Genomic DNA, 26,023 nt, shown 5'->3' on the forward strand with positions numbered 1-26,023 from the left:
GGCCGACGGTCGACGTCCGTCCCGTGCGCACACCGATCACCGATTCGAGTTCACGTCCACGTCACACCGTTTCCCATGCAGTACAAACCCCTCGAGAAATACGGCGCGATCGGCGACCGGAACGCGATCGCCCTGGTCGGTCGAGACGGCTCGATCGACTGGTGTCCGCTGCCGCACGTCGAATCTCCGAGCGTCTTCGCCGCGCTGCTCGACGCGGACCGCGGCGGTCGCTTTGCAATTCGTCCTGCGCAGTCGTTCGACTCGGTCCAGCGGTACCGCGATCGGACGAACGTCCTCGAGACGACGTTCCAGACCGCCGGCGGGAGCGCGACCGTGACCGACTTCATGCCCGTGCCCGAGGCGACCGGGTCGACCGACCTGCCGCCGGCCCTCTTCCGGAAGGTGACGTGCGAGTCCGGGCCGCTCGAGCTCGAAATCGCGTTCGATCCGCGCTTCGACTACGCGCGGGACGTCCCCGAGATCGAACCCGTTGCCGACGGCGTCGTCGCAGTGGGCGACGACGAACGGGCGGTCCTCTCGAGCGACGTTCCGCTCGCGCCGTCGTCCGACGACCCTGGAGCGAACGGGGCGGTGACGCTCGAATCCGGTGAGACGAGCTGGTCGGTGCTCGGCTACGACGAAACGATTCCGCTGGAGCTGGCGCGATTTCAGGAGATACTCGACGGCGTCGTCGACTACTGGCGGGGGTGGACCCACGACTGCGACGGGTCGGACTGCCCCGTCGGCGGTCCGTGGCACGACCTCGCGACGCGCTCGTCGCTCGTTCTCAGGCTGCTCTTTCACGGAGAGACGGGCGCGGTGTGTGCTGCACCGACGACCTCGCTCCCGGAGGACCTCGGCGGCGTCCGCAACTGGGACTACCGGTTCAACTGGATTCGCGACGCGGCCTTCACCGTCCGCGCGCTCTCCGAACTGGGCCACCTCGAGGAGGCGCGGTCGTACTTTCAGCTGTGTCTCGATCACTGCCGACATCACGATCCCGCGTCGGTTCCGCCGGTTTACGGACTCCACGGCGGCGGCGACTTCGAGGAACGCGTGCTCGATCACCTCGAGGGATACCGCGGATCCGCCCCCGTACGCATCGGCAACGCGGCCAGGGAGCAACACCAACTCGACGTCTACGGCGAGTTGATCCTCGCCATATACGAGAGCGTTCGCTACGGCGAAGCGGTGACGACCGACGATTGGGCGGTGATGTGCGACCTCATCGAGTACGTCTGCGAGGGGTGGGACGAACCCGACGCGGGTATCTGGGAGATGCGCACCGACCGGGAGCAGTTCGTCTACTCGAAGATCATGTGCTGGACGGCGCTGGACCGGGGGATCGACCTCGCCGAGGCGGCCGACCGCGTCGACGCCCCTCTCGAGCGCTGGCGGTCGTGCAGAGCGGCCGTTCGGGAGGCGATACTCGAGCGCGGGGTCAGCGAGCGGACGAACAGCTTCGTGTGGTCGTTCGACGACGAGGCCACGCTCGACGCGGCGAATCTGCTCGTCCCGGTCGTCGGTTTCCTCCCGCCCGACGACGATCGCGTTCGGGGAACGATCGACGCGACGCTCGATCGGCTGGCGACCGACGACGGACTCGTCCGACGGTACGACGGCGACGACGGCCTCCCGGGCACAGAGAGTCCGTTCGTCGTCAGTTCGCTGTGGCTCGTCACCGCCCTCGCGCTCTCCGGGCGGACCGACGAGGCGGCCGACCGCTTCGACTCCGTCCTCGAGTACGCGAGCCCGCTCGGGCTGCTGGCCGAGGCGGTCGATCCGGAGACCGGCGAACAGCGCGGCAACGTTCCGCAGGCGTACAGCCACATCGGACTCATCAACGGGGCGCTCTCCCTCGCCGACGCGGACGACTCGGCCGACGGTCCGCCGGCGTCGCCGGCACCGCTGGGTCGCGACGAATCGATCGCAGACGTCGCCTCGAACCGGGAGATCGTCCGGCGACCGACCGACACCGAATGAGTGACAATGAGCGACACAGATACCGACTCGACCGACGAACCGACCGCAGTTACGACCGATGCGCGAGAGCGCCGCCCGCGACCCGCCGGCGACGGGGCCGGGGCGGTGGGCGTGAACGGAAGCGGCGGCGATAGCGGTGGTAGCAACGGGAACGGCGGTAACGACGGAAACGGCGACGGCGGCGGTTCGATGCGGCCGGGCGAGATGATGCTGAAACATCCGACGAAGGAGATCTGGCCCCAGTACGCCGTCATCTCGCTTGGCATCTGGCTCGTCGCGACGGCGCCGGCGCTGGGCTACGAGAGCGCGCTGGTGTTCTGGAACAGCGTCGTCAGTGGGCTCGTCCTGATCGCGCTCGCCGGCTTGACGATCTACCGCGAGAGCGGTTACGCGAACTACGCCAACGGCTTCGTCGGCCTCTGGCTGGTGTTCGCCCCCCTCGCGTTCTGGGCCCCGACGGCCGCCGCGTACGCCAATCACGCGCTGGTGGGCACGATGGTGATCACGTTCTCCGTCCTGATCGTGATGCGCTCACAGATGGAGGGGCCGACCGTCCCGTCGGGCTGGACGTACAACCCCTCGACGCGCGCACAGCGCGCGCCGCTGATCGCGCTCGGGATCTTCGGCTTCTTCGCCTCGTGGTACATGGCCGCCTTCCAGCTGGGCTACATCGGCAGCGTCTGGGATCCGCTGTACGAGCCGGGGACACGGGCGATACTCACGTCGAAGGTGTCGAAGGCGTTCCCGGTCTCCGACGCCGGACTCGGCGCCGTGGCGTACTCTGTCGAGGCGCTGATGGGATTCATGGGCGACCGGCGGCGGTGGCGAACGATGCCGTGGATGGTCGCCTTCTTCGGCGTCGTCGTGATTCCGCTCGGCTTCGTCCAGGTGCTTCTGGTCATCTTCCAGCCGGTCATGGTCGGGACGTGGTGTACCCTCTGTCTGCTGTCGGCGTTCGGCATGCTCTGGATGATCTCGCTGACCGTCGACGAGGTCGTCGCGATGGGCCAGTTCCTCCTCAGGCTGACGCAGCAGGGCGACTCCCTCTGGACCGCCTTCTGGCTGGGCGGGACCATCCCCGACGAAGAATCGGGCGTAAGCGGCGGCGCGATGCGAGCGATAGACGACTCCCCCGTTCGCGAGCCGTTCTGGGGCGTGTCGATCCCGTGGACGCTGCTGGCCGCGATGGCGCTCGGCGTCTGGCTCATGCTCTCGCCGACGATCTTCGGGACGACGGGACTCATGGCCGACAGCAGCCACCTGGTCGGCTCGCTGGTCGTCTCCGTTACCGTGATCGCGACCGGTGAGCCCGCGCGCGCGATCCGGTTTCTCAACGTCCCGCTGGCCGCGTGGATCGTCGTCGCACCGTGGGTGATCGGCGGTGGGCCGACGATCGCAGCGATCAACGCCACCGTCGCGGGGGCGCTCGTGGTGGTCTGTAGCGTCCCGCGCGGCCGGATCGAGGACCGATACGGCGGCTGGGAGCGATACGCCACCGTCGAGTTCGCCGATCGACTGAACCCGCTCAGCAGCTAACCATGTCAGAATCCACCGACTCTGAAGTCGTCGTCGTCACGGGTGCATCGGCCGGCGTCGGGCGAGCCACCGCTCTCGCGTTCGCCGAACGCGGCGCGAAGATCGGGCTCCTCGCGAGAGGCGAAGAGGGCCTCGAGGGCGCACGGGAGGACGTCGAACGAGCCGGCGGCGAGGCGATCGTCGTCCCGACCGACGTCTCCGATCCCGACGCGGTCGAAGCCGCGGCCGAGGCCGTCGAAGGCGCGTTCGGCCCGATCGACGTCTGGGTGAACAACGCGATGGTGTCCGTGTTCTCGCCGGCCGCGGAGATGACGGCCGACGACTACCGTCGCGTCACCGACGTCACGTATCTGGGGTACGTGTACGGAACGCAGGCCGCCCTCGAGCGCATGCGCCCGCGCGACGAGGGGACGATCGTCCAGGTCGGGTCGGCGCTCGCGTACCGCGGCATTCCGCTTCAGTCCGCCTACTGCGGCGCGAAACACGCGATTCAGGGGTTTACCGAATCCGTGCGGACGGAGCTCATCCACGACGACTGTGACGTCCAGCTGTCGATGGTTCAGATGCCCGCCATGAATACCCCCCAGTTCGAGTGGTCGAAGAGCAGACTGCCGCGGAAACCCCAGCCGGTGCCGCCGATCTACCAGCCCGAGGTCGCCGCTCGAGCGATCACCTGGACCGTCGATCGCGGTGAAGACGAACTGTGGGTCGGACGCTCGACCCTGACGGCGATCCTGGGTAACCGCCTGATCCCGCGGCGGCTCGACGACTATCTCGCCCGCGGCGGTTACGAGTCACAGCTGACGGACGAGTCGATCGATTCCGACCGTGAGAACAACCTGTACGAACCGGTTTCGGGTGACTTCGGTGTGCACGGCCGGTTCGACGACCGGGCTCGAGATCGAAGCTACCAGCTTCGGGCGTCGATGCACCGGCGCGCGCTCGCGCTGCTCGTCGGACTCGCGGCCGCGATCGCGGCCGCGGCTCTCGGCCGGCACGCGGTGTCGACCGATCGCGAGTGACGCGCTCGCGAGCATTCAATTAGCGCCCCCGTCGGTCCCGACTTGCCGTCTCGCAGCCCCTGTCGGCCCCATCTCGCCGTCTCGCAGCCCCTGTCGCCCCCGACTCGGCGTTCCGCGGTCCGCTCGCGCTCGAGCGCCACAACCGTCGCGCTTTTTGCAATCCCATTCGTACGGATAGCTATCCTGTCCAGATGCAATCGACGTCTCCCCGCTCGTCCGTCGCCCTCTTCTCGGCGCTGCTCGCCGCGGTGGTCGTGACCGGCGGGCTCGCCGGCCCGGCACTGGCGACCGGTGGGCCCGCCGGCCCGGAACCGGCGTCGGCCGCGGCCGCGAGCCCGACCGATCGGGCCGTCGCCGATTCGACAGGGGCGGTCGCGTCGGCACCCCTCCAGGCGCAACGCGATCGACCCGAGAATCCCACGACGGAGGACACCGTCGGGTACGTCGCGGGCTACTGGTACGACGACGAACTGCCGGTCGACGATCAGACGAACGCGGTCGTCGAGGACGACGAACTCGCCCCCGTCGTCTACCGGGCGATGGCCCGCGTCGAGCGCATTCGGAACCTGACGTTCGAGGACGAGGTCTCCGTAGACGTCGTCTCTCGGGCGGAGTACCGACGGACCAACGGCGACCGATTCACGAATCTCACCGCGGCCGAGCGCTTGGAGCAGAACGTCGGCTACGAAGCGCTCTTTACGGTCGATCGGAACACGGCGGCCGCCGACGCGACGAAGTCGTTGTACGGCGGGGCCGTCAAGGGCTACTACGACCCCCAATCCGACGAGATCGTCATCGTCTCCGAAAATCCCGAGACGCCCGAACTGGACGAACTCACGCTCGGACACGAACTCGTCCACGCCCTCCAGGACCAGCGGTTCAACCTGTCCGAACTCACCGGATCGACGCAGGACGAAACCCTGGCTACCGACGGACTCGTCGAAGGTGACGCAAAGCGGGTCGAACTCGAGTACGAGAACCGGTGTGCATACGAGTGGGCCTGCCTCAGTCCGAGCACCGACGATCGCGGTATCTCGTCCGACGTCAACTGGGGCATCTACTTCGCCGTCTACCAGCCGTACAGCGACGGTCCCGACTACGTCACACACCGCCGCTATCAGGGTCGGGGCTGGTCGGCCGTCGACGCGGCCTACGACGACCCGCCGACGACGACCTCGGCCGTGATCCATCCGGGCTCCGAACGCGAACCGGCGAACGTGTCGGTTCCGGACCGTTCGGGCGACGGCTGGCGACAGCTCACCGTCGACGGCGACGCGGCGTCCGACACCGTCGGCGAAGCCGGCATGGTCGCGATGTTCGTCGCCGACGCGTTCGGATCGAACCGGCAACCGGTGATCGAGCAGGGCGACTTCCTCGACGGCGGTCCCGGGTACGACTACAATCAGTCGGTCACGAACGGCTGGGCCGGGGACCGACTGGTCGTCTACACGAACGACGACGCGGCCAACGCGAGCGCGCCGTCGGCGGCCGGCGACGCCGGCTACGTCTGGCGGTCGGAGTGGCAGTCGGCCACTGACGCCCAGGAATTCGTCGACGGCTATCTCCGATTGCTCGAGACGCACGGAGCCGAGCAGGTCGACGACCGCCGGAACGCCTTCCGGATCGCCGACGGCGGTTACAGCGGTGCGTACTATCTCGAGCGAAACGGGTCGACGGCGACGATCGTCCGCGCGCCCTCGGTCGACGAACTGTCCGCCGTCGAGGCCGGTGTTGCACCTGCCGGCGAAGATTCCCTCGAGCTCCCGGCGAGCGACGAGTCGAACGAGTCCGACAAAATACCCGGCTTCGGGCCGTCCGCCGCGGCCGGAGCGATCTGTCTCGCCGTCCTCGGTGTCGGGACCCGGATCGCGGTGAGTCGGGGCCGACTCCGAATCGATCCACGCGGTCGGAACAGGAACCGTGACTGAGCCTCGAGCCAATCGATCGAGTCGCCGGGTGCCGCCGGACCGACCAGCAGGCCGATGAATCGAATCCGACTGCTCGCGGTTGTCGCGTTGGTGGTGCTCTCGGGGTGTACGCTCCCCGGCGAGACGACCGGATTCGATTCCGACGGCGAACTCGGGCGCGTCGGCGAGTACGCACACGACGAGACGCTCGCGTTCGACACGGGCGGCGACCTCACCCGCGAGCAACTCGAGGCCGTCAAGTACCGAGCGATGGCGCGGATCGAGGTCGTCCGCGGGCGCCAGTTCACCCGCGACGTCGAACTCGAGGTGGTGACTCGCGCCGAGTATCGCGACCGGCGGGCGGCCGGAACCGCGAACGCGTCGGCGTTCCGGAACGAACTCTGGCGCGGTGCGTTCGTCGTCGACGGTGAAACGGACGTCGGTCGGGCGTTCGACGACCTCTACGGCGACTCGATCCAGGGCTACTACGTCGACGATCGGATCGTGATCGTCGTCGAGGACACCGATCGGATCCGGATCGACCGATGGGTCCTGGTCCACGAACTGACCCACGCGCTGCAGGATCAGCAGTTCGGGATCTCGCGGGAGGCGGAGACGATAGACGGCATCCGAGCCGAGAACGGCGTGATCGAGGGTGAAGCGAACTACGTCACGCGTCGCTACGACCGCCGCTGTGGGGACGAGTGGCAGTGTCTTCCGGGCGGCGAGGGATCGGCGGCCACCGGCGAGGAGCTCGCCGACCGTCCCTTCGATACAGGTCTCTTCCTCTCGATCTACGTCCCGTACGCGGAGGGGCCGCGGTTCGTCGCCGATCTCGTCGAACGCGGCGACTGGGACGCCGTCGACCGCGCTCATCGAGCCCCGCCACGGAGCACCGCCCAGTTGATCCATCCGGGCCACTATCCCGAGTCCGCGCCCGTCGAGGTCGCGATTCCGGATCGTTCGAGCGACGACTGGCGACCGATCGAGGCGGGGACCGACGACGAGGGAGACCGCGCGGGTGCGCCCGCCCCCCGCACGGAGACGATCGGCGAGGCGACACTGTTCGCGATGCTGTGGGAAAACGGCGTGATCGACCGGCCGCTTACCGCAGGCGGGTCCGATCTGGCGCCGTACAACTACTCCCATCCAGCGACCGCGGGGTGGGCCGGGGACAGCTTCCGTGTCTACCGGCGTTCGTCGGACCCCGATCGAACGGGACACGTCTGGCGGCTCGCCTGGGACGGACCGGCGGACGCGACGGCGTTCGCGGACGCCTATCGAAGGCTCCTCGAGACCCGCGGAGCCGAAGCGGTCGAATCCGCGGGATCGACGCCCGGAACCGTCTATCGAATTTCGGACGGAGAGCCGTTTGCCGGCGCCTACCGAGTCGCCGTCGTCGACGAGACGGTCACGATCGTCGGCGCGCCGACGGTCGACGAGCTCGACGCGATTCACGCTGCGAGGTCGGAGTCGGAGACGACCCCGACCCCGTCGCTCGAGCCTGCCTCCACCCTCGGATCGGCTGCCCGACCTCCCGGTCTCCTGGCGTCCGATCGGTCGGCGGTGACCACCTAGCGAGCCACCAGAACCGTCACGGCAGGGACCGGACCCGTCGCCGCGCGTATCGGACCCCTTCGAACGAGTGATACGGACGATCGCGGCGCCGATACTGCGGACACCGACGACGGGCGCCGGCGCGATCGCGGCAGGGTCGGTCGCCGTGTCTCGGTCGGCGCCAGACGGGTAGCTTTTTTGCCTCCCGGGAAAAACCGGTGATATGTCAAATCCGTTTGGAACGGTCCCCCCTGAAGCGATTCTCGAGGGGGAAGCGACCGACACCTACTTCGAGCGCACCCGGACCACGCTCGAGTACGCGGGCAAGAATCCGCGGGTGGTCGCCGAAGTGACCGCAGATCAATTTCCGACCGGGGAGTTCGAGGTTTTCACCGGCGTCGAAGACGTCGCGACGCTACTCGAGGGCCGACAACTCGACGTCGACGCGCTCCCCGACGGCCAGTTGTTCGACGGTGGGCCGGTACTTCGGATCGAGGGACGGTACCTCGAATTCGCCGAATTCGAGACGTCGTTGCTCGGTTTTTGTTCACAGCCCAGCGGGTTCGCGACGGCCGCACTCGAGGCTCGACTGGTGGCTCCGAACTCGCTCGTCCTCTCGTTCGGCGCGCGCCACGTCCACCCCGCGATCGCGTCGACGGTCGAGCGTGCGGCCTTGCTCGCGGGATTGGACGGGTTCTCCCACGTCGCGGCCGGTGAGATTCTGGGACGCGACGCGGGCGGGACGATGCCCCACGCGCTCATGTTCTGTTTCGGCGAGGGCAACCAGGCCGAGGCCTGGGAGGCGTTCGACGAGGCCGTTTCCGAAGACGTTCCCCGAATCGCGCTGGTCGATACCTTCTGGGACGAGAAAAGCGAGAGTCTCCTGGCGGCCGAAACGCTCGGCGACGACTTAGACGGTGTTCGCATCGATACGACCGGCTCCCGTCGCGGCGACTTCGAACACATCATTCGCGAAGTCCGCTGGGAACTCGACGCCCGCGGCTACGAGGACGTCGACATCTTCTGTAGCGGCGGCCTCGAGCCCGACACCATCCGCCCCCTGCGCGAGATCGCCGACGGGTTCGGCGTCGGGAGCTACATCACCGGCGCCGATTCGGTGGACTTCAGCCTCGACATCGTCGCAATCGAGGGCGAACCCGTCTCCAAGCGGGGCAAACTCGCCGGCGTCAAGGAGGTCTATCGAACCCCAGACGGCGGCCACCACGTCGCTCTCGCGGATCGCGAGGGCCCGGCCGACGGCGATTCGTTGCTCGAGCCGCTGATTCGTGACGGCGAGGTCGTCCGCGAGTTCGATCTCGACGAGGCGACCGACCGCTGTCTCGAGGACGCCGAGACGGTCGGGTTCGGACAGTAACCGACTCGAGTCCACCGTCAGTCGCCGATAGTTCACTCCCGATTCGTCGGCTTTTTTACAACGTATTCGAACTAAACGAATATATGAGTCCGACCGTTGCCCCCGGCGACGCACACTCCGATATCGCGACCAGACTGGCGATCCGTCTCGTCGCCGTCGGTGCGTTCACCGGGTTCTGTAACTGGATCTTCCTCCAGTGGGCCTCGGTCCTTTCGGTGCCGTTTATCCTCCTCGTCGACGTGATCGCCGTCTGGTTCGCCGTCCACTACGCCTTCGATGCGTTGAACGACCTTCTCACCGTGAAACTCGCGGCTCTGGACGAGCAGGCGCGGACGGGGGACTGAGGTATCGGAGCGACCGGTTCCCAGGGTCAGGGGTAGCTCTCCAGAAACGGATCGTCAGAAGAACGGTATGCAGTATCTTAGACCTGTTCGATGCTGCCGTCTGCCTCTCGCTCGCGGAAGACCTGCCCCTCGAATAGCGTGACGACGACGTCGTCGTTCTGCCAGGCGCCGGGGGCGAGCTTGGCTTTTCGGCACGTTCGATCGAGATACTCGCGGGCACTCCAGTTGTTCTCGACGGGGACCGTCGGGTACAGCCAGCCACCTTCCCCGCCGCCGTCGATGGCGACGCCGTGGGTGCCGAGTTCGATGTCGGCCAACGGATCGTCGGTGAGAACGACGTTTTTGACGGTACACACCGAAACCGTGAGATTCGGAAGCTCCGATGGACTCACCTCGGAACCACAGGAGTCTCCGCTCGCGGCTTCGATGGCCGCGTCGACGATGACGTGGCCGAGTTGGTCGTCGGAACGGTAGCCGCCCGCACAACCCCGTAGGCTTCCCCGCCCACGGGTCGACTCGAGGCGGACGAACGCGCCGGTTCGCTCGTAGAACGCCTCGCGCATGCTGCCTGGTTGTTCTCGTTGTCCGTGTTGTACGTAAGATTCGACGGCCTCGCGCGCGAGTTCGACGGCGCGCGCACCGTCTTCGTAGGAGAGGTCGACGCCCTGTCGCTGGGACATACAAATGTACATGGGAATCGTCGTCCTAAAACGCTTCCATTCGTTCGAGCGTTCGTACGGGGGACGACGGGCGAATTAATTCACGAACGCGACCGTCGATAACTGGCGGACGGCTCGTCCTCCCTGTCCAGTGCGAACGTTCAGCACGCGGCGTATGCAATCGAAAATTTACATTTCCCGTGCCCGCGGTCCGGATTTCATCACGAGCGATCGCGAACCGGGTCCGATCGGCACGCACCATCGATACGACGCCGCGTGAGACGCCGTTAGCAGCTACTTCAGTCGGTCGTCCCGAAGTCGTCGACGACTCGATCGATGCAACCGATCGAACGATCGGGGACGAAGTAATCGCAGTGCTGGGGCACGGACGACGTCACGTCGACGTCGTGGTAGTTGTCGGGCGTCGATCCGTCGTCCCACCAGCCCCCACAGTCCGCGCCGTCACACCCGAGTCCGTCCTCGACGGTACTGAAGTCGTAAATCGTACAGACGACGGTATCGTCCTCGGAGCGATAGCTGTAGACTTCGTCCGCGGAGGTCCGAATTCCGGTCGAAAACCGACCGTCCTCACAGACCGAATCGTCCTCGACGGCAGCCCCGAGCAGCGAAACGGAATCGAGGACGACGTCGCCGTCGAGCTCGGAGAGCGTCTCGAGTATCACTCGAGTTCCCAGCGAGTGGCCGACGACGCGAATCGTCGTCTCTCCCGTCGATTGAAACACGTCGCGGAGCCAGTAACCGAGCCGAACGCCGGCAGCGTCGGCGTTGCTCTCCGCCTGCCAGAAGTTGAGCGTATCCGACGCCCACGACGCGGCGATCACTCGTTCGGCGTAGCCCGCGTCGCGGAGGGCTTGCTCGAGCGCGTACGTTTGGCTGTCGCTGCGCGCTCTTCCGTTCCAGCCGTGGACGTAGAGACAGAGCTCGTCTTCGTCCAGTCCCAGCGGTTCGGGTCGCTCCTGTGTCAAATCGACCGTCGGGTACGTCTTCGGCGAGTCCGGCCAGTGAGCGCAGTCTTTGACGTTGCCCGCCGAGACGGAACCGCTCGCGCCCGCGAGTCCGATCGTGGTGCCAGTTGCAGCCGACGCGAGCCTGAGAACGCGCCGCCGGGTCGGTCTTTTTGATTGCCTCTCTTCTCTCTCGCTTCCACGTACTTTGTCACCAATCCCCATATTGAGAATATTATGATTAATAATGATTTAAATAATTTTCGGAATCGATTTTTCACGGCCCGCGCTTCACCACAACTCGCTCGTCGAACGAAATCGGAGAGCGGGAGCGCAAAACCGTCTCGGGGACTCGCCCCCGTAACCGAGAGCCGAACGCGACGACCGGGGGACTTATTCTTCGGAGGACCCAATTGGTATTGGGAGAGAGAGCCCGACTGCCGCGATGGTCGTGCCGGCAACGGCGCGACCACAGGAAACGTTGGGCGACCTACCGGGTCGCCCAGCGCCCGCGAGGAAAGTCCCCCCACCCGTTCGGGCGGGTGACCGGGCGCAAGTCCGGAGCGGGAGACCGCTGGCTCTGGAACAGAAACGACACGTCTCGGCCCGACCAATGACGCGCGCGAACCCGACCGCGAGGAAGGGGAGCTAACCCGCAGAGGGATCGAGCGACCCCGAGTGCGTTGCACGGGGGTCGCCAGGTGGTCGACCGATCACGGTTCGAACCCGTGGATCGCGCACGACACGTGACGGCGGTACAGCCGCCAGCCGACCTCGTCGTGATCGACCACTCGTGACGGCCGAGGATCGATGGAACGGCGAATCCTCACCGGTGCAAGTCCGCGCCGTGGTAGCCCGAACGCCCCACGGTTCCGCCGTGGACGGCGCGGATGCTCAGCCGAATGCCGGGCCGAACAGAAGGGGGCTTACTCCTCTCACCCAGATTTGTATCCGAGAGCGATCGCATCGGTTCGCGCGGACCGTCCGCGTCCGACGGGTCGGTGCTGTTTCGATCGATGCATCCGGTCCGCTCAGCCCGTGCCGATCGGTCCTCGTCTCGAGCCCGTGGGCTCAGTCACCGTTCTCGCCGGGGCACATCTGCGTCTGGTCGTCGCCCTGGTCGTCACCGTTCTCGGAGTCGCGGGACGGCGTCCGAATCGCTGTCAGGCCGCCGTCGTCGATATAGACGGTCCGATCGGCGACCACGCACCGTTCACCCACGGTGGCGCTCTTCGTTCGCGAAAAGATCCACCGTTCGCGTCCGGTGTCGACGTCGAACGCGACGAGCGAGTTCTCGTATCGCCCTCCCTGCAGGCCGAGGCTTACGAGGACCGCGTCGTCGGCGATCACGGGGTCACCGAAGGCGTGTGAATACTTTCCGACGGTCCACCGTTCGTCGCCGGTCTCGAGGTCGACGGCGACGAGTTCGTAGCGCGTGGCGAACGCCAGCGTGTCCTCGCTGACCGCGACTTGGCGAACGCCGCCGTGCCAGAGCTCCTCGCGCTCGCCGGTCGTCGAATCGTAGGCGGCGACGACCTCGGATTCCGTTCTGACGAACACGGTGCCGTCCGTGGCGACGAGATCGTACAGATAGTAGTAGTCCGTCTCGATCGCCAGTTCGGACGTACCCGTCAGCGGATCGAAGGCCGCGATCGTCCCCGCCTCGGCGATCGTGAAGATGCGGCCATCGGCGGAAGCCACACACCGCTGGAGTGCGCGATTGACGTTGCTCTGCTCTCCCGCAGGGCCGCCGACGGAAACCGAAATCGACTCGCGAGCCCATTCGACCGAGCCACTCTCGCAGTCGATGGCGGTCAGACTGCCCTCGGCCAAGGCATAGACCATCCCGAACGCGACCGTGAGGGCTTCGATGGCGGCGTGGTCGGCACCGACGACAGCGGTCTGCCACCGAACGTCCCCGGTAGCGGCATCGAGGGCGGTTACGATGCCGTCGCCGCCGACGTAGACCGTTTCGTACGCGGCCGTCGGCTGGCCACTGGCCCCGATGTCCTCACTTCGCCACTCGAGGGCGCCGTCCGTCGTGTCGAAGGCGTGTACCACGCCTTCGACCGACAGGTAGGCTGTTCCGTCCGCGACGACTGGCAGGGCTTCGACGTCGGTCGTCCAGTCGGTCTCGAGGGCGTCGAAATCGAACCCGGACTCGAACCCGTCCACGGAACCGACGGCGGCCGTGCGTCCGTAATCGCCACGGTTCGTCGACCAGCCCGTGGCCATCTCGGGCGGTTGCGTCCGTAATTCGTCCGTTCCGGTCCGGCGATCGGTCGTCGCACCCGCCCCGCTCGATACCGAAAACATCCCACCGGCCACAGCGGCCGTTGCACACCCTTTGAGAAACTGCCGTCTCGCATTTCCACGCATGTCTCTCAGGAGTTATGTGATCCGCATCACTATGGCATAAATAACGAGATTACAGAAACAGAATCAACCCGTTGCAGTCGTTCTATTTTTGCAACGGGTCGCCGGGCCGCAGAGTGCGACAAGCAACGGTGCAATCGCTCGCCGAATCGCCCTCGCGATCGTGTTGCAAATCGTTCCGTTTGCGAGTGTGGTCGTCACCACCGATTCGTCGTCGTTGTGACTGTGAAATCGTCCTGACGGGGATTCGAACTCGCCGAGGGTGGTCCGGGCGTGCAACGCTTCGCGCCGTTCCTGGCCGCAACTCGTCTGTTCTATTCTCCACGAGTCCGGGTTCCCGAATACGGACGACTCGCTCCGTTCGTCGTGTTGTGCTCCGAAAACGTCCTGACGTGCCTTACGCTCGCTTCGCTCGCGTAAGACACGTCATCGCAAATGAAGTGAGCGTCCTGACGGAGATTTGAACTCCGGTCCCTGGCTCCGCAAGCCAAGAGGATAGTCCACTACCCTATCAGGACTCATCTCATCGTAGCCGCGACGACATTAAAGCCCTTTCGAAAGGGACCGGTCGCCGCCCGTCGGATCTCGTCGATTGCGGACACGGCTCAGACTCGAGCACGGGGACGGGGACGCCTCGGCGATTCGAGCATCGATCGGACGGCCCGGGGTTCGGATCGCGAGTAACGAATCGGCCTCCTCGACCCGTCTCGGTCGGGTCTCGGTCGGTTTTCGGACTGGGTTTTTATAGTATGACGCGGCCAGCGGAACCCGTGATCCACCGCTTGCAGTATCTCGATTCGCCAACCAACCGACCCGGTTCGACGAGACAGCGTTCGGCCGATCCGACCGACACTGCCGCGCCCAGCATCGAACGCGGACCGCCGCTGGGATGCCGAATGGATAACGCTTATGCGCGGGCTACCCATGCACGAGCATAGAATGAGCGACATCGAGGGCGTATACGAGGACCTCGAGGCCGACGTCTCCCTCGAGGAGTTTCGCGAGGCCGTCGAGGCGAAAGTCGAGCAGATGGGAGGGCTCGCGGACGAGGAGACGGCGGCGATGCTCGTCGCTCACGAAATCGGCGAGAGCGAGGTCGGTGGCATCGCCGACATCGAACCCGGAATGGAGGAAGCGAAGTTCGTTGCGAAGGTAACCGCAATCGGCGAGGTGCGCACGTTCGAGCGCGACGGCGAGGACGAGGACGGCAAGGTCGTCAACGTCGACGTCGCCGACGAAACCGGGTCCGTCCGGGCTGCGTTCTGGGACGAACACGCCGACGCAGCCACCGAAGAACTCGAGGAAGGGCAGGTGCTGCGAATCAAGGGCCGACCGAAAGAGGGATTCAGCGGCGTCGAAGTCAGCGTCGACGACGTCGAACCCGACGACGAGACCGAGATAGACGTCACGGTTTCCGATACGCACACCGTCGAGGACCTCTCGCTCGGCCTCTCGAACGTCAACCTCGTCGGCCTGCTCCTCGATACGGACAGCGTCCGGACGTTCGACCGTGACGACGGCTCCGAAGGACAGGTCTCGAACCTCGTCCTCGGCGACTCGACCGGCCGCGTCCGCGTGACGCTCTGGGACGAGCAGGCCGAACTGGCGACCCAGTTCGACGCCGGCACCACCGTCGAGGTGATCGACGGTTACGTCAAGGAGCGCGACGGTTCACTCGAGCTTCACGTCGGCAATCGCGGCGCCGTCGAAGAAGTCGACGAGGACGTCGAGTACGTTCCCGAGAGTACGCCCATCGAGAATCTCGAGATCGATCAGACGGTCGATATCGCAGGGGTCGTCCGCTCGGCCGATCCGAAACGGACGTTCGATCGCGACGACGGCTCCGAAGGACAGGTCAGAAACATTCGCGTTCAGGATGCGACCGACGACATTCGCGTGGCTCTCTGGGGAGAGAAGGCCGATATCGATGTCGGCCCGGGCGACGAGGTCGCACTCGGAGACGTCGAAATCCAGGACGGCTGGCAAGACGACCTGGAGGCCTCCGCGGGCTGGCAGTCCACGATTACGGTGCTGGAATCCGACTCCGACAGCGCCGCCGCGAGCGAGGATTCGGCCGACTCGAGCGATGCGAACGCCGGCCTGTCGGCCTTCGCTGGAGACGACGGCGACGGCGGGAACGACGAGACGGGCGCGGCGGACGAGGCCGATTCGGCCGGCGAGCCGAAGACGGAGGCCGGGGACTCGGGACGCGCGGATTCCGGGAGGGACACCCCGTCGGACGGGGACACGGTCGAGTTCACCGGTGTCGTGGTACAGGCCGGCAATCCGATCGTTCTCGACGACGGTGAGACGACGATGAGCGTCGCGACCGACGCCAACGTCGGTCTCGGCGAGGAAGTAACCGTCCGAGGGGTCGTCCGCGACGGCCGTCTCGAGGCAAACGACGTGTTCTGACGCTGCGAGCAACCTCATCGGCCGACTAGGAAAAGCGTTAAGGGAGTCAGCTTCGCCTATCATGATATGAACGTCGAACTCCCGTTCGCCCCGGTTGATACGATCATCCGGCGGAACGCGGGCGATCTTCGGGTGAGTGCCGACGCGTCGAAGGAACTCGCAACGCGGATTCAAGAACACGGGAGCGAACTCGCGATCGACGCCGCCGAGGAAGCGACGGCGGACGGGCGCAAGACCCTGATGGCGGCGGACTTCGGCGTCGAAACGGTCGTCGAAAAGGCCGACCTCGAGTTGCCGGTCGCACCGGTCGATCGGATCGCCAGACTGGAGATCGACGACCGCTATCGCGTTTCGATGGACGCCCGCGTCGCCCTCGCCGACATCCTCGAGGATTACGCGGACAACGTCGCGAGAGCGGCGACGATCCTCGCACACCACGCCGATCGGCGGACGATCACCGAGGCCGACATCGAGACGTACTTCTCGTTGTTCGAGTGAGCAAATGCAGTTCGGTTACAGCGAGACCTGTCTCGCACACGATCCCGGTTCGCGCCACCCGGAGTCGCCGGACCGGCTACGGGCGATTCGGGAACGGTTGAAGCGCAAACACGGCGTCACCTACGTCGAAGCCGACCCCTGCGAACTCGAGACGATGGCGGCCGTCCACGATCGGGACTATCTCGAGTCCGTCAGAGAGTTCTGTGATGCCGGCGGCGGGAGCTGGGACCCCGACACCGCTGCCGTCGAGGCGACGTGGGACGCGGCCCGACAAAGCGCGGGTCTCGCTTGCTGGGCCGCTGAAGCGGCTCTCGAGGGCTCTGCGGGCCGGGAAACGCCGTTTTCGATCGGTCGGCCACCGGGCCACCACGCGGTGGTCGACGACGCCATGGGGTTTTGCTTCGTCAATAACGTGGCCGTCGCGGCCCAGCACGCGCTCGATCACGATGCGTACGACGTCGATCGGGTGGCGATCGTCGACTGGGACGTCCATCACGGCAACGGAACGCAGGACATCTTCTACGACCGGGGCGACGTGTTCTTCGTCTCGCTCCACGAGAAAGGGCTCTATCCCGGCACCGGCGCCGTCGACGAGACCGGCGAGGGTGAGGGCGAGGGCACGACGATGAACGTCCCGATGCCCGCCGGGACGGACGATGCGGAATACGTAACCGCCATCGAAGGTCCGATCAGTGCCGCGCTTTCCGAATTCGATCCCGATCTGCTCTTGATCAGCGCCGGCTTCGACGCCCACCGCCACGACCCGATTTCGCGCATCCGGCTCTCGACCGAGGCCTACGGGCTACTGACCGATCGCGTCCGATCGCTCGCCGACGACGCCGACGCCGCGTTGGCGTTCGTTCTCGAGGGAGGCTACGGACTCGACGTCCTCGCCGAGAGCGTCGCGCTCGTCCACGAGACCTTCGACGGCCGCGAGCCGATCGAACCCGACGACGAACCCGACGAATCGGTCGCAACGGCGCTCGAGGACGTCATCGACGCACACGATCTCGACGTCGAACTGGACGGGTAGAGCCGATCGACGCCGCCGTGCTCAGGGTCGGGGCTCGAAGTAAGCCGCGAGTTCAACGCCGAATTCGTCGATCAGCGCCGTGATCTCGTCGCCGACCAGCACCGCGTAGCCGTCCTCGAGCGCCGTTTCGACGTGCGCACCGAGCCCGACGTCGAAGAGGCGATCGCTCTCGAGGAACGCGAGTGCGGACGTGAATTCCCGGTCGCGCTCGGTGACGTAGCGGTCGCCTTCGATGAACGGGCCGTAGGCATCGGGATCGTCCCGATAGGTGTCGTAGAACCCCGTGGCGTGGTTGCGGACGTGTATCGGCGGCCCCTCGTGGCGTTCGACGGCGGGTCGGTCGCTGACGGCGAGTTCGACGAAGACGACGGCCGTTTCGTCGGCGATGGTCGTCGCTCGGAAGACGTCGAATCCGCGGTCGTTCAGCCCCCGCGTGATCCCGTGTTTCGATTTTCGGAGCTGCGGATACAGCTGGTCGTCGACGAGGTCGGGCGCCGTAAATCGGACGGCGACCGGGGTCGTCTTCCGGCGCGCGACGTGTGCGAGCAGGTCCGATTCCGAAAGCGGATCGGGCCGGTCGGGAACGAAGAGTTCGGCTCTCGGAGTCGCGAGAAACTCGCGCGCGTAATGCTGGAACCGGGCGACGTTGTCCGGCGAACAGACGGCGGCCACGTTGCGCTCGGGGTCCGTGGGGTCGACGACGATCAGCGGATCGTCGAACGACAGCTCGGCGGTGTCGGCCGCCTCGCGCGCACGGCCGTGGTCCTCGGGATCGAGTGTGATCGGCGGCTTCCAGTCGGCCGCGGCCTCGAGCAACGGCAGAAAGCCGTCGTACTCCCAGACGAGTAACTCGGTGAGATAGCCGCTGAAACCCCGAGTCCGGAGGTCGCTCCCGTAGACGCCGATCCCCGTCATGAACTGCTTCGTGACCCGGACGTCGTCCGCGAGGTCGTCGTCGAGTCGCGCCTCGAGGTAGCGGGTGTGAAACGGCGTTCGATCGACCGCCGACCGGATTTCCGTGGCGGAGTCGAGCCGATAGCAGGGGACGACGTCGATGTCGAACCCGTCGACCGTCCCCTTGACGTAGGGATGTTCAGCATACTCCTCGTGGCCGTCGGGAAGCGTGGCGTGGCCGACCTCGAGGCCGTAGCGCTCTAAGGTTTCGCGGTCGAGATCGGGCGGAAAGCGGACGAAGATGTCGATGTCTCGGTCGCCGCTGATCCAGGTACCCCTGGCCGTCGAACCGACCTGCAGGACGTCGGCGTCCGCACAGCGCTCGGTCGCAGCGCGCTCGGCACGGTCGATCAGCCGGTCTGCGATCTCGCGGAGCTGTCTGCGTTCGTCCGCGTCGGGAGTCACCCGGGCCCGAACGTCGGCGATGACCTGCTCCCTGTCGTGGGCTCCGTTGCCATCCGCAACGACGTCACGACCGTCGGCACGAGTGTTGCACTGACCGTTCGTGGAATCGTCTTCCCCGCCGTCACCGGTCCGTGGCCGACTGCTCGTGGGATCGCAGTCCACGTCGTCGACGTCCTCGTCGCTCATCGACTGCTCATACTCGATCCCCGCGTGAAAGAGTATCGACCTCACGGCATCCGCCCCGCACCGCCTGTGAAACGGTCTCGAATCGCGGGAAGTGAAAACGAAAGCCCTATCAAATCGACCCGGCTATCACAGGACGAGCCGAAGTAGCTCAGATGGTAGAGCACCTCGCTGTTAACGAGGTTGTCCCAGGTTCGAGTCCTGGCTTCGGCGTTTTTCTGGAATCGCGAACCGACAGGAAGCAGACGCTCCGACCGAACGCGGGCGCCGTCTTCCGTTCCACGTGACGTGGTGTCCAGCCGTCGGGCCCGCCGACCGTCCCTGAACACCGATTCGGGGGAGGGATTAACGTCGTCCGGCCCCGAGGTGAGCACATGACCACCGACAGCGACGACCGTCGGAGTACCGACCATCACGGCCACGACGTTATCGATCCGCTCTACGTCGGGATCGTGACCGTCTCGAGTTCGCGGGCGACCGAAACGGATCCCGACGATCCGGGCGGAGACACGATCCAGTCGGCCTTCGAGGCAGACGGACACGAGGTTCGTGAGCGCCTGCTCGTCCGGGACGACTACTCGGCGATTCGGACCGCCGTCAGGGGACTGGTCGCACGCCGGGACATAGACGTCGTGTGTACGACCGGCGGGACGGGTGTCACCGCCGACGACGTCTCGCCGGAGGCGACTTCGTCGCTGTTCGAGCGCGAACTCCCGGGCTTCGGCGAACTGTTCCGCTCGCTGTCGTGGGACGAAGTCGGGACGCGGGCGATGGCCTCGCGTGCGACGGCCGGAATCGCCGTCGATACGCCGGTGTTCTGTCTGCCCGGAAGCCGCGGTGCGTGCGAAACGGCCTGTGAGGAGTTGATCGTCCCCGAGACGCCCCACCTCGCGGGGCTGGCGACGCGTCACCGCACCGGAGAGGAAGCCCAGACGCTCGCCGATTACCAGGAGGACTGAGGTCGGCTCTGGCACCGCTGGCAGGTGATCGGTCAGCTATCGCGGATGCGCACGTGATGGAGTGGCACTCGAGGTAGCGATCGGACCGGCGATACCGACCGGAAAGCACCCCTGTGTGATGTCGTCCGGACGAACCGGACAGCAAGTGTTAATTACGGCGCGCGATTTCTCCCGACTGGAGGGCCCTTAGCTCAGTCTGGTGAGAGCGCTCGGCTCATAACCGAGTGGTCGATGGTTCGAATCCGTCAGGGCCCATGAATTCTGTGACGAGCGGACGCGAGGATCGAATTCGTGACGACCTGACGGTTCGAATAAGGGAGGAGCTTCGCTCCGAGCGGGGTTCGAATCCGTCAGGGCCCATCCGGATTTTGAGTGGTTTAGATCCACGGGACAGCGTCGGGTGTATTTAAACGGCGCACGATGCGGCGTTTAGAGTCCGTTCAATTTGTGAACGGGGGTCAGCGTCGTCGTGCGGTTCGCTAAGAGCCGTATTACGGTAGCAGTGTCTAACCGGTTCGTGCGGTCTCAGTAAGGATGAGAGCCCGGTACAAATCCCGGCCCAGAAAATAGCCGCTTGTTAGTTTCCGTTCAAACAGCGGCTGTGTAGGCCGCTGAAGACACGCCGAGTCTCGAGAGTGGGCCGTTTATCTGATCTAAGTGTGCCTGCTGATATTTGAGTCCAGCGAATCGCCGAGCAGGGCCTTGACAGGATTTATGATGTAATGCTGTCTCGAGTTAGAAAACCATGACTGACGGTCGCCGGATGTCCACCGATCGATTCTACGGTGGAATCGAGAAACGCTTGGAGATCCTTTTCGATTTCCTCTCTCTGCTGGACGGGTCCGACGCGGAAGATGAAGGGGTATCTGGTGAAAGGATCATCAATTGGATTCTCACCAACACGAACGCGGAGGAGCAAAGTGCCGTCGAACGCCACCTGAGTTTCATCGAGTCGATCGGTCTGATCGAGAGCGATGACGGTCGCTATAAACTCACACGAATCGGCAAGTGCTATCTGAGGGATCGAGATCCGCTAGTCCTCTACAACTGCCTCCGTACCGGAGTCAAAGGCTTTGATACGATCGTTCGCAGGTTGGCGATCGAACCGCGAGCCGACGACGAGTTGATGGAGCTGCTGATCTCCGAATTCGAGGAGTGCAACATGGGAACCTCTGCGGTGGCGAAGCGCCACCGAGAGTGGTTGCAGGTGATCGGCTACGTCGAACGGGTAGACGATCGAAACCGCCTCACCGATTCGGGGGAAGCGATAGCGGACCAACTGCGAGGCGTGTCTTCTCTTGACCTCGAACCCGGCTCGATCTACGAGCGGACAGAGTTACACTCGAGGCACGGAGGGAGCAGACAGAGCGGAATAGCGCCGTCTCGCGACGAACCGGTCGTCTTCCTTTTCACGGGTGGATCCGGGGAGGAACACGGCTACCGAGACGAAATCCGATCGGACGGGACGGTGATCTACACCGGCGAGGGACAGGTCGGCGATATGGAAATGATGCGTGGAAATCGAGTCGTACGGGACCACGTCGAGGAAGGTAGAGAACTCCACCTCTTCGCGATGGAAGAGGAGGGCGTGAGGTACGTCGGACAGTACATGTACGCCGGCCACTTCTTCGAAGAACTGCCCGATTCCGAAGGGGAACTTCGCGAAGGGATCCGATTCAACCTCGCGCCGATCGGAGAGACCTCAACCTCGGATGCGCTACAGCGCTCCACAAGTACCGCTCGAAGCGAAACCGGCGAGTCGTTGAATTCGGATCTTCGGCAATTCTCGGATCCGACGGTCTACCAGGTTCCCGTTAAGACTGGCGACGGACCGATCCGTACCAATTTCGATCAAACGGTGATCGAAGGTGTTCCGCAGGAGCGGGTGGAGGACGTGTACGAGCCACCGATCGATCGCGACACGCTTCACCTCTGGGGCAATCGCGAGGATGAACCCGCCGAAGAGGGCGACTACCTGTTGTTCGCCGATCGGGAGGAACGCCACGAGGGAACTTACACGATTCTAGCGCGGATCGCACACGCGACGGTCTTAGATCGAGACGTGGCGGCGGAGTTCACCGACGCGGTCGGGTGGGGCGACGTCACCGACACGATATTCCCCCACGTGATGTTTCTCGAGCCGGTGTACGAAGCGGAACTCGATCGAGAGACGTTTTGGGGCGTGCTCGGATTCAAGGGGTGGCCCAACGACACCTTCAGCGCCGTCAATTTCGACCGGCGCGGTTCGAGCTTCTTCGACGAGTACGACTCCGTCGGGGAGTTCATCGATCGGATCGAAGGTCGCCGACTGTACCCATCTGGGCCGGCTACGGGGTACGACTCGATGGAAGCTGCCCTCTCGGACGTTCGAGCTAAACTTTCGGAATCCGATGAAGGGCGGTCGTGGATTGAGTCTCGCATCGGCGAAGTGATCATCGGAGACTGGTCGCATGCCCTATCGGGGTTCAAACCTTCCGACGAAGTGTCACCCGACGCCGCGTCCACGTTCGATCAGATCCGAGCGGCCTACGAGGCGCTGGAGCCGGAATTCGAGACGAAAGCCGAAGAGCTCGGAATCGGGCCGCTGGGGCGGTATTCTCGGGCACGAACGCTGTTCCTCACGTTGGTTCGCATCATCCAGGACGACCGAGAGCTTCCCGGTGCGCCGCTCACTCAACCGCGGTTGAACAGCATCCTTAGGAACACCTACACGACGATTGGTCGAGATGACGAACCCCACTCGATGGGAATCTCGAGTCACCCCGTTCTAGACCACATCCGAGAATCCGAACCCACCGTCTACAAGTTCACGGGCCCGCCGAATTACTGGCTCACGACCGTCGAGTACGGATCGGTCTCGTTCGAAGATCGACACGAGAACCGGTGGGAGGAGCTAGAGGCGGGCGACGTCGCCTTGCTGCATTCTCGAGCCGAACCATCGAACTCCGGGCTCGACAGTATGCCGTACGGGCTAATCGGTGTCGGGATCATCGGTGAAACGTTCGAGAAGGACGAACCCTGGTGGTGGGACGAGCACCAGGCCGGTGACGGGAGAACCTTTGAAATGGTCGCGAGCTTCGACCGCCTATTCCTCACCGGTGATGTGGATGCTATCGACACCTCCCGCGGAATTACCGAGAAAGAGCCGTCGGAGATCGGACGCGAACTCGGCGCGCTGACGGCGAATCGTCTGCCGATCGAGACGGCTAATGAGATCTGCGCTGACACGTCCGGGACCGAATTCCCGGCACAGGGGATGTTCGCCAGGTTCCGAACGGACGACGACGAAATCGACCACGACCGACCGCTTGCCCTCCTCGAGGCCATGGCCGACGACTTGACCGAGGTCGCGACGATCAATCCTCACGAGACGTACGACGGGTCGTTGTCCCAGGAGATCCTCGACGGGCTCCATTTCCCGAACGACCAGGGCGGGCGGATCCTCGAGCAGATTTCGACGGCGATACGCTCCGGGAAGCACGTCCTCCTCACCGGTCCACCAGGGACAGGGAAGACCGAGATTGCCGAGCGAATCTGCGAGCACCTCGCGACGGAGTCTCACCCATATCTTTACTCCGGGTTCGAGATGACGACGGCCACCGCCGACTGGTCTACGTTCGACACCGTCGGCGGGTACATGCCAGGCGAGTCCGATGGCGGCGGCGAGGAACTCTCCTTCACACCCGGTATCGTCCTCAACCGCCTCAAAAACACCGAGACGAGCATCCAGTCGAACGAACTGATCGTCATCGACGAACTCAATCGGGCGGACATCGATAAGGCGTTCGGCCAGCTATTCACGCTCTTATCCGGACAATCCGTTCAACTTCCGTACACCGTCGACGGAAAAGAGGTTGAGCTGACGACGTACGAGGACGTCGATGGGATCCCCTCGGCCAACCAGTACGCCGTGCCGAACTCGTGGCGAATCTTCGCGACGATGAACGCCTACGACAAGACCTCGCTTTACGAGATGAGCTACGCGTTCATGCGTCGATTCGCGTTTGTCCGCGTACCGACGCCCGAACTTCCGGAGGGCGCGGACGGCGAACGGACCGTGGAGGACGTCGTCTTCGAGTACGCCAGTGCTTGGGACCTCGACATTTCCCGAGACGAAGCGTGGGCGGTCGGTCGCGTCTGGCAAGAGACGAACCACGCCGTTGAGGAGCGCGCCATCGGACCTGCCATCGTCGAGGACGTCCTCCGATACGTCACCCAACATCCCGAAGAGGAGCTCGAGTATCACCTCACGCAGGCCGTTGTCAGTTACATCTTCCCGCAGTTAGAGGGCGTACCCAAGCGAAAGCGAATCGTCCGCGAGATCGCACACGTTCACGAGATCGATTCGGCGCTGCTCGAAGCCGCGGCGCGCGAGATGCTCCAAGTTACCCTCTCCACGAATGAATAAGAACGAACTCCTCGAGCGGCTCACGGAGGACATCCTCGCTTACGTGATGCACGGGACTTTTCCCGAGCGCGAGCTCGCCCGGTCGATCAAGCCGGAGCAGTTGGACGAGCGCTTCGAGGAGTACGAGCTCTTGCTCGACCTCCACTTCATTCTGCAAGACGACGTCGTCGAATTCGTCAGGGTGCTTCCGGAGCACCTGCGAAGCATTCGAACGGAAACGAGGACGACGTCGCGGACGCGACGGGGGACCGTCGACGGTCGGATCAATTGGGGTGCTACCCTGAAGAAGCGGTACGCCGAGCACCCGCGGGATTCGTCTATCTTCGTCTGCGACAACCGGTCCGAGAACTACGACATTCCCGAGAACCTCGTCCTTAAACAGCTCATTTCGGTCATTCATCGAACGATACGGGAGTCCGAGGAGTATTTGAGAGGAGACTACGATTGGGTAAGCGAGACGTGGCGCGGGAACGAGGACCTGATCGACGAACTACAGCGGATCATTGAGCGAAACGTCCACGTTCGACGGATCCGCGAACCCGACGCGTACGAGCCCACGGAGCGAATGCTCACGACGGCTGCGGACTCGCGCCATGAGGTGTATCGAAATGCCGCATCTCTCCTCAGAGCTCGACGACGACTTTTCCGCGGTGAAGCTGACGAGATACGTCGACTGCTCGAAGAGACCGCCATCGCACCGGACGACGAGGACACGCTCTTCGAACTGTTCGTTCTATTTCGCTTCGTCGCAACCCTCGAGGTCCTCCGGGAGAGTCAACCGCAATTCCAGACGATCGCGACCGACCGCCAGGAGGTCGCCAGGTTCGAGGGCGAGAAGGAGATCGTCCTCTATCATGACAACTCCGCTCGCGACCGGAACTTGTCCTTCGTCGCGGTGCCGGACGAGGAGGAGGAACACTCCCGATCCGATAAAGTCCAGCTCGTCGCGCAGGAGATTGCGAGCGACTACTTCGGAAAGGACTACCAGAATCAAACTGGCCGCCCCGACGTCATCGTCCTCGAGATCATCTCCGAGGCTGATGATGAGCACGAGTACCTGATTACCGAGGTGAAGAACAGTACCAACGAAGACACGATTCGCCGAGGGATCAAGGAAACCCTCGAGTACCTCGCGTTCCTCCGCGTCAACGAGGAGTTCGTTTTCGGGCGAGACGACGGAGACGTCTTTGGTTCCGGCTGGAACGGGATCCTCGTCACGCAGGATTTAGACGACGAAACCCCCTCGTTAGATGAGCAATCCGATCGCGAAATCGCCGTACTTCAGGCCTCCGAGTTGGAAGAGGATCTGGAAACGATACTCCGTGAGGTTGTATAACGAGGAATGAGTCCGCCACCGACACAGAGCTATGGACAGCGACCGTTATCATGCCGAAAACCTTCGAATTTGTTCCGCGATTATAACTCAACTGATCCTCCGTCGATT

General features: G+C 64.5%; 17 protein-coding genes, 3 tRNA genes and 1 other RNA gene. 16 read left to right on the forward strand and 5 right to left on the reverse strand.

Annotated elements, in window-relative coordinates; genetic code table 11:
* Positions 1 to 75: 75 nt before the first annotated feature.
* The 7 genes from NJT13_RS15965 to NJT13_RS15995 all read left to right on the forward strand — a co-directional run bounded on the left by NJT13_RS15965 (position 76) and on the right by NJT13_RS15995 (position 9,724).
* A complete protein-coding gene (locus tag NJT13_RS15965) occupies positions 76 to 1,983 on the forward strand; it encodes a glycoside hydrolase family 15 protein (RefSeq protein WP_254522630.1) in 1,908 nt (635 codons plus the stop codon).
* 6 nt (positions 1,984 to 1,989) lie between these two features.
* Complete coding sequence (locus NJT13_RS15970) at positions 1,990 to 3,519, forward strand: vitamin K epoxide reductase family protein (RefSeq protein WP_254522631.1); 1,530 nt, start codon at positions 1,990 to 1,992, stop codon at positions 3,517 to 3,519.
* Between the two features lie 2 nt (positions 3,520 to 3,521).
* Complete coding sequence (locus NJT13_RS15975) at positions 3,522 to 4,541, forward strand: SDR family oxidoreductase (RefSeq protein WP_254522632.1); 1,020 nt, start codon at positions 3,522 to 3,524, stop codon at positions 4,539 to 4,541.
* Between the two features lie 191 nt (positions 4,542 to 4,732).
* A complete protein-coding gene (locus NJT13_RS15980) occupies positions 4,733 to 6,469 on the forward strand; it encodes an Hvo_1808 family surface protein (RefSeq protein WP_254522633.1) in 1,737 nt (578 codons plus the stop codon).
* Between the two features lie 54 nt (positions 6,470 to 6,523).
* Entirely contained in the window at positions 6,524 to 8,026 is a 1,503-nt protein-coding gene (locus tag NJT13_RS15985) for an Hvo_1808 family surface protein (protein ID WP_254522634.1), read from the forward strand.
* Positions 8,027 to 8,228: 202 nt separating this feature from the next.
* Positions 8,229 to 9,380 carry a nicotinate phosphoribosyltransferase gene (locus NJT13_RS15990; protein ID WP_254522635.1) on the forward strand — a complete coding sequence of 384 codons (1,152 nt, stop codon included), beginning with the start codon at positions 8,229 to 8,231 and terminating at the stop codon, positions 9,378 to 9,380.
* Between the two features lie 83 nt (positions 9,381 to 9,463).
* The gene (locus tag NJT13_RS15995; RefSeq protein ID WP_254522636.1) at positions 9,464 to 9,724 is read left to right on the forward strand and encodes a hypothetical protein; all 261 of its coding nucleotides are present in this window, start codon (positions 9,464 to 9,466) and stop codon (positions 9,722 to 9,724) included.
* Positions 9,725 to 9,801: 77 nt separating this feature from the next.
* Here the strand turns inward: NJT13_RS15995 and NJT13_RS16000 are convergent, their stop codons facing one another.
* Together NJT13_RS16000 and NJT13_RS16005 are read right to left on the reverse strand one after the other, a co-directional pair.
* Entirely contained in the window at positions 9,802 to 10,404 is a 603-nt protein-coding gene (locus tag NJT13_RS16000) for a TIGR00296 family protein (RefSeq protein WP_254522637.1), read from the reverse strand.
* 278 nt (positions 10,405 to 10,682) lie between these two features.
* Entirely contained in the window at positions 10,683 to 11,573 is an 891-nt protein-coding gene (locus NJT13_RS16005; protein WP_254522638.1) for an esterase/lipase family protein, read from the reverse strand.
* 270 nt (positions 11,574 to 11,843) lie between these two features.
* Between NJT13_RS16005 and rnpB the strand changes: the two genes are divergently transcribed.
* Positions 11,844 to 12,289, forward strand: an RNA gene (gene rnpB / locus NJT13_RS16010) — RNase P RNA component.
* Positions 12,290 to 12,419: 130 nt separating this feature from the next.
* On the opposite strand, the gene NJT13_RS16015 is transcribed toward rnpB, so the two are convergent.
* Positions 12,420 to 13,727: an outer membrane protein assembly factor BamB family protein gene (locus NJT13_RS16015; RefSeq protein WP_254522639.1), complete on the reverse strand. Its 1,308-nt coding sequence runs from the start codon at positions 13,725 to 13,727 to the stop codon at positions 12,420 to 12,422.
* A 442-nt stretch (positions 13,728 to 14,169) separates the two neighbouring features.
* Positions 14,170 to 14,242, reverse strand: a tRNA-Arg gene (locus NJT13_RS16020).
* A 421-nt stretch (positions 14,243 to 14,663) separates the two neighbouring features.
* On the opposite strand from NJT13_RS16020, the gene NJT13_RS16025 reads away from it, so the two are divergent.
* The 3 genes from NJT13_RS16025 to NJT13_RS16035 all read left to right on the forward strand — a co-directional run bounded on the left by NJT13_RS16025 (position 14,664) and on the right by NJT13_RS16035 (position 17,670).
* The gene (locus NJT13_RS16025) at positions 14,664 to 16,139 is read left to right on the forward strand and encodes a single-stranded DNA binding protein (RefSeq protein WP_254522640.1); all 1,476 of its coding nucleotides are present in this window, start codon (positions 14,664 to 14,666) and stop codon (positions 16,137 to 16,139) included.
* 66 nt (positions 16,140 to 16,205) lie between these two features.
* A complete protein-coding gene (locus NJT13_RS16030) occupies positions 16,206 to 16,637 on the forward strand; it encodes a histone family protein (RefSeq protein ID WP_254522641.1) in 432 nt (143 codons plus the stop codon).
* 4 nt (positions 16,638 to 16,641) lie between these two features.
* Positions 16,642 to 17,670, forward strand: coding sequence for a histone deacetylase family protein (locus NJT13_RS16035; protein WP_254522642.1), 1,029 nt, complete (start codon positions 16,642 to 16,644; stop codon positions 17,668 to 17,670).
* Between the two features lie 21 nt (positions 17,671 to 17,691).
* On the opposite strand, the gene cca is transcribed toward NJT13_RS16035, so the two are convergent.
* Positions 17,692 to 19,215: a CCA tRNA nucleotidyltransferase gene (gene cca, locus NJT13_RS16040; protein ID WP_254522643.1), complete on the reverse strand. Its 1,524-nt coding sequence runs from the start codon at positions 19,213 to 19,215 to the stop codon at positions 17,692 to 17,694.
* A 137-nt stretch (positions 19,216 to 19,352) separates the two neighbouring features.
* Here cca and NJT13_RS16045 point away from each other — a divergent pair.
* The 5 genes from NJT13_RS16045 (at position 19,353) to NJT13_RS16065 (ending at position 25,915) form a co-directional block, all read left to right on the forward strand.
* A tRNA-Asn gene (locus NJT13_RS16045) sits at positions 19,353 to 19,425 on the forward strand.
* 161 nt (positions 19,426 to 19,586) lie between these two features.
* On the forward strand, positions 19,587 to 20,171 hold the full coding sequence (locus tag NJT13_RS16050; RefSeq protein WP_254522644.1) for a MogA/MoaB family molybdenum cofactor biosynthesis protein: 585 nt from the start codon (positions 19,587 to 19,589) through the stop codon (positions 20,169 to 20,171).
* 180 nt (positions 20,172 to 20,351) lie between these two features.
* A tRNA-Ile gene (locus NJT13_RS16055) sits at positions 20,352 to 20,426 on the forward strand.
* A gap of 490 nt (positions 20,427 to 20,916) precedes the next feature.
* Positions 20,917 to 24,579 (forward strand): SRA domain-containing endonuclease, encoded by a 3,663-nt coding sequence (locus NJT13_RS16060; protein WP_254522645.1) that lies wholly within the window; start codon positions 20,917 to 20,919, stop codon positions 24,577 to 24,579.
* Positions 24,572 to 25,915 carry a hypothetical protein gene (locus tag NJT13_RS16065; protein WP_254522646.1) on the forward strand — a complete coding sequence of 448 codons (1,344 nt, stop codon included), beginning with the start codon at positions 24,572 to 24,574 and terminating at the stop codon, positions 25,913 to 25,915. The genes NJT13_RS16060 and NJT13_RS16065 overlap by 8 nt, the downstream gene beginning before the upstream one ends.
* Positions 25,916 to 26,023: the final 108 nt, after the last annotated feature.

This window comes from Natrinema caseinilyticum (assembly GCF_024227435.1).
Lineage (GTDB): Archaea > Halobacteriota > Halobacteria > Halobacteriales > Natrialbaceae > Natrinema > Natrinema caseinilyticum.

Excerpts from the sequence above, each read along its gene's own strand:
- NJT13_RS15965 (WP_254522630.1), top strand. The coding sequence starts at position 76 with ATGCAGTACAAACCCCTCGAGAAATACGGCGCGATCGGCGACCGGAAC.
- NJT13_RS15970 (WP_254522631.1), top strand. The coding sequence starts at position 1,990 with ATGAGCGACACAGATACCGACTCGACCGACGAACCGACCGCAGTTACG.
- NJT13_RS15975 (WP_254522632.1), top strand. The coding sequence starts at position 3,522 with ATGTCAGAATCCACCGACTCTGAAGTCGTCGTCGTCACGGGTGCATCG.
- NJT13_RS15980 (WP_254522633.1), top strand. The coding sequence starts at position 4,733 with ATGCAATCGACGTCTCCCCGCTCGTCCGTCGCCCTCTTCTCGGCGCTG.
- NJT13_RS15985 (WP_254522634.1), top strand. The coding sequence starts at position 6,524 with ATGAATCGAATCCGACTGCTCGCGGTTGTCGCGTTGGTGGTGCTCTCG.
- NJT13_RS15990 (WP_254522635.1), top strand. The coding sequence starts at position 8,229 with ATGTCAAATCCGTTTGGAACGGTCCCCCCTGAAGCGATTCTCGAGGGG.
- NJT13_RS15995 (WP_254522636.1), top strand. The coding sequence starts at position 9,464 with ATGAGTCCGACCGTTGCCCCCGGCGACGCACACTCCGATATCGCGACC.
- NJT13_RS16000 (WP_254522637.1), bottom strand. The coding sequence starts at position 10,404 with ATGTCCCAGCGACAGGGCGTCGACCTCTCCTACGAAGACGGTGCGCGC.
- NJT13_RS16005 (WP_254522638.1), bottom strand. The coding sequence starts at position 11,573 with ATGGGGATTGGTGACAAAGTACGTGGAAGCGAGAGAGAAGAGAGGCAA.
- NJT13_RS16015 (WP_254522639.1), bottom strand. The coding sequence starts at position 13,727 with ATGCGTGGAAATGCGAGACGGCAGTTTCTCAAAGGGTGTGCAACGGCC.
- NJT13_RS16025 (WP_254522640.1), top strand. The coding sequence starts at position 14,664 with ATGAGCGACATCGAGGGCGTATACGAGGACCTCGAGGCCGACGTCTCC.
- NJT13_RS16030 (WP_254522641.1), top strand. The coding sequence starts at position 16,206 with ATGAACGTCGAACTCCCGTTCGCCCCGGTTGATACGATCATCCGGCGG.
- NJT13_RS16035 (WP_254522642.1), top strand. The coding sequence starts at position 16,642 with ATGCAGTTCGGTTACAGCGAGACCTGTCTCGCACACGATCCCGGTTCG.
- cca (WP_254522643.1), bottom strand. The coding sequence starts at position 19,215 with ATGAGCGACGAGGACGTCGACGACGTGGACTGCGATCCCACGAGCAGT.
- NJT13_RS16050 (WP_254522644.1), top strand. The coding sequence starts at position 19,587 with ATGACCACCGACAGCGACGACCGTCGGAGTACCGACCATCACGGCCAC.
- NJT13_RS16060 (WP_254522645.1), top strand. The coding sequence starts at position 20,917 with ATGACTGACGGTCGCCGGATGTCCACCGATCGATTCTACGGTGGAATC.
- NJT13_RS16065 (WP_254522646.1), top strand. The coding sequence starts at position 24,572 with ATGAATAAGAACGAACTCCTCGAGCGGCTCACGGAGGACATCCTCGCT.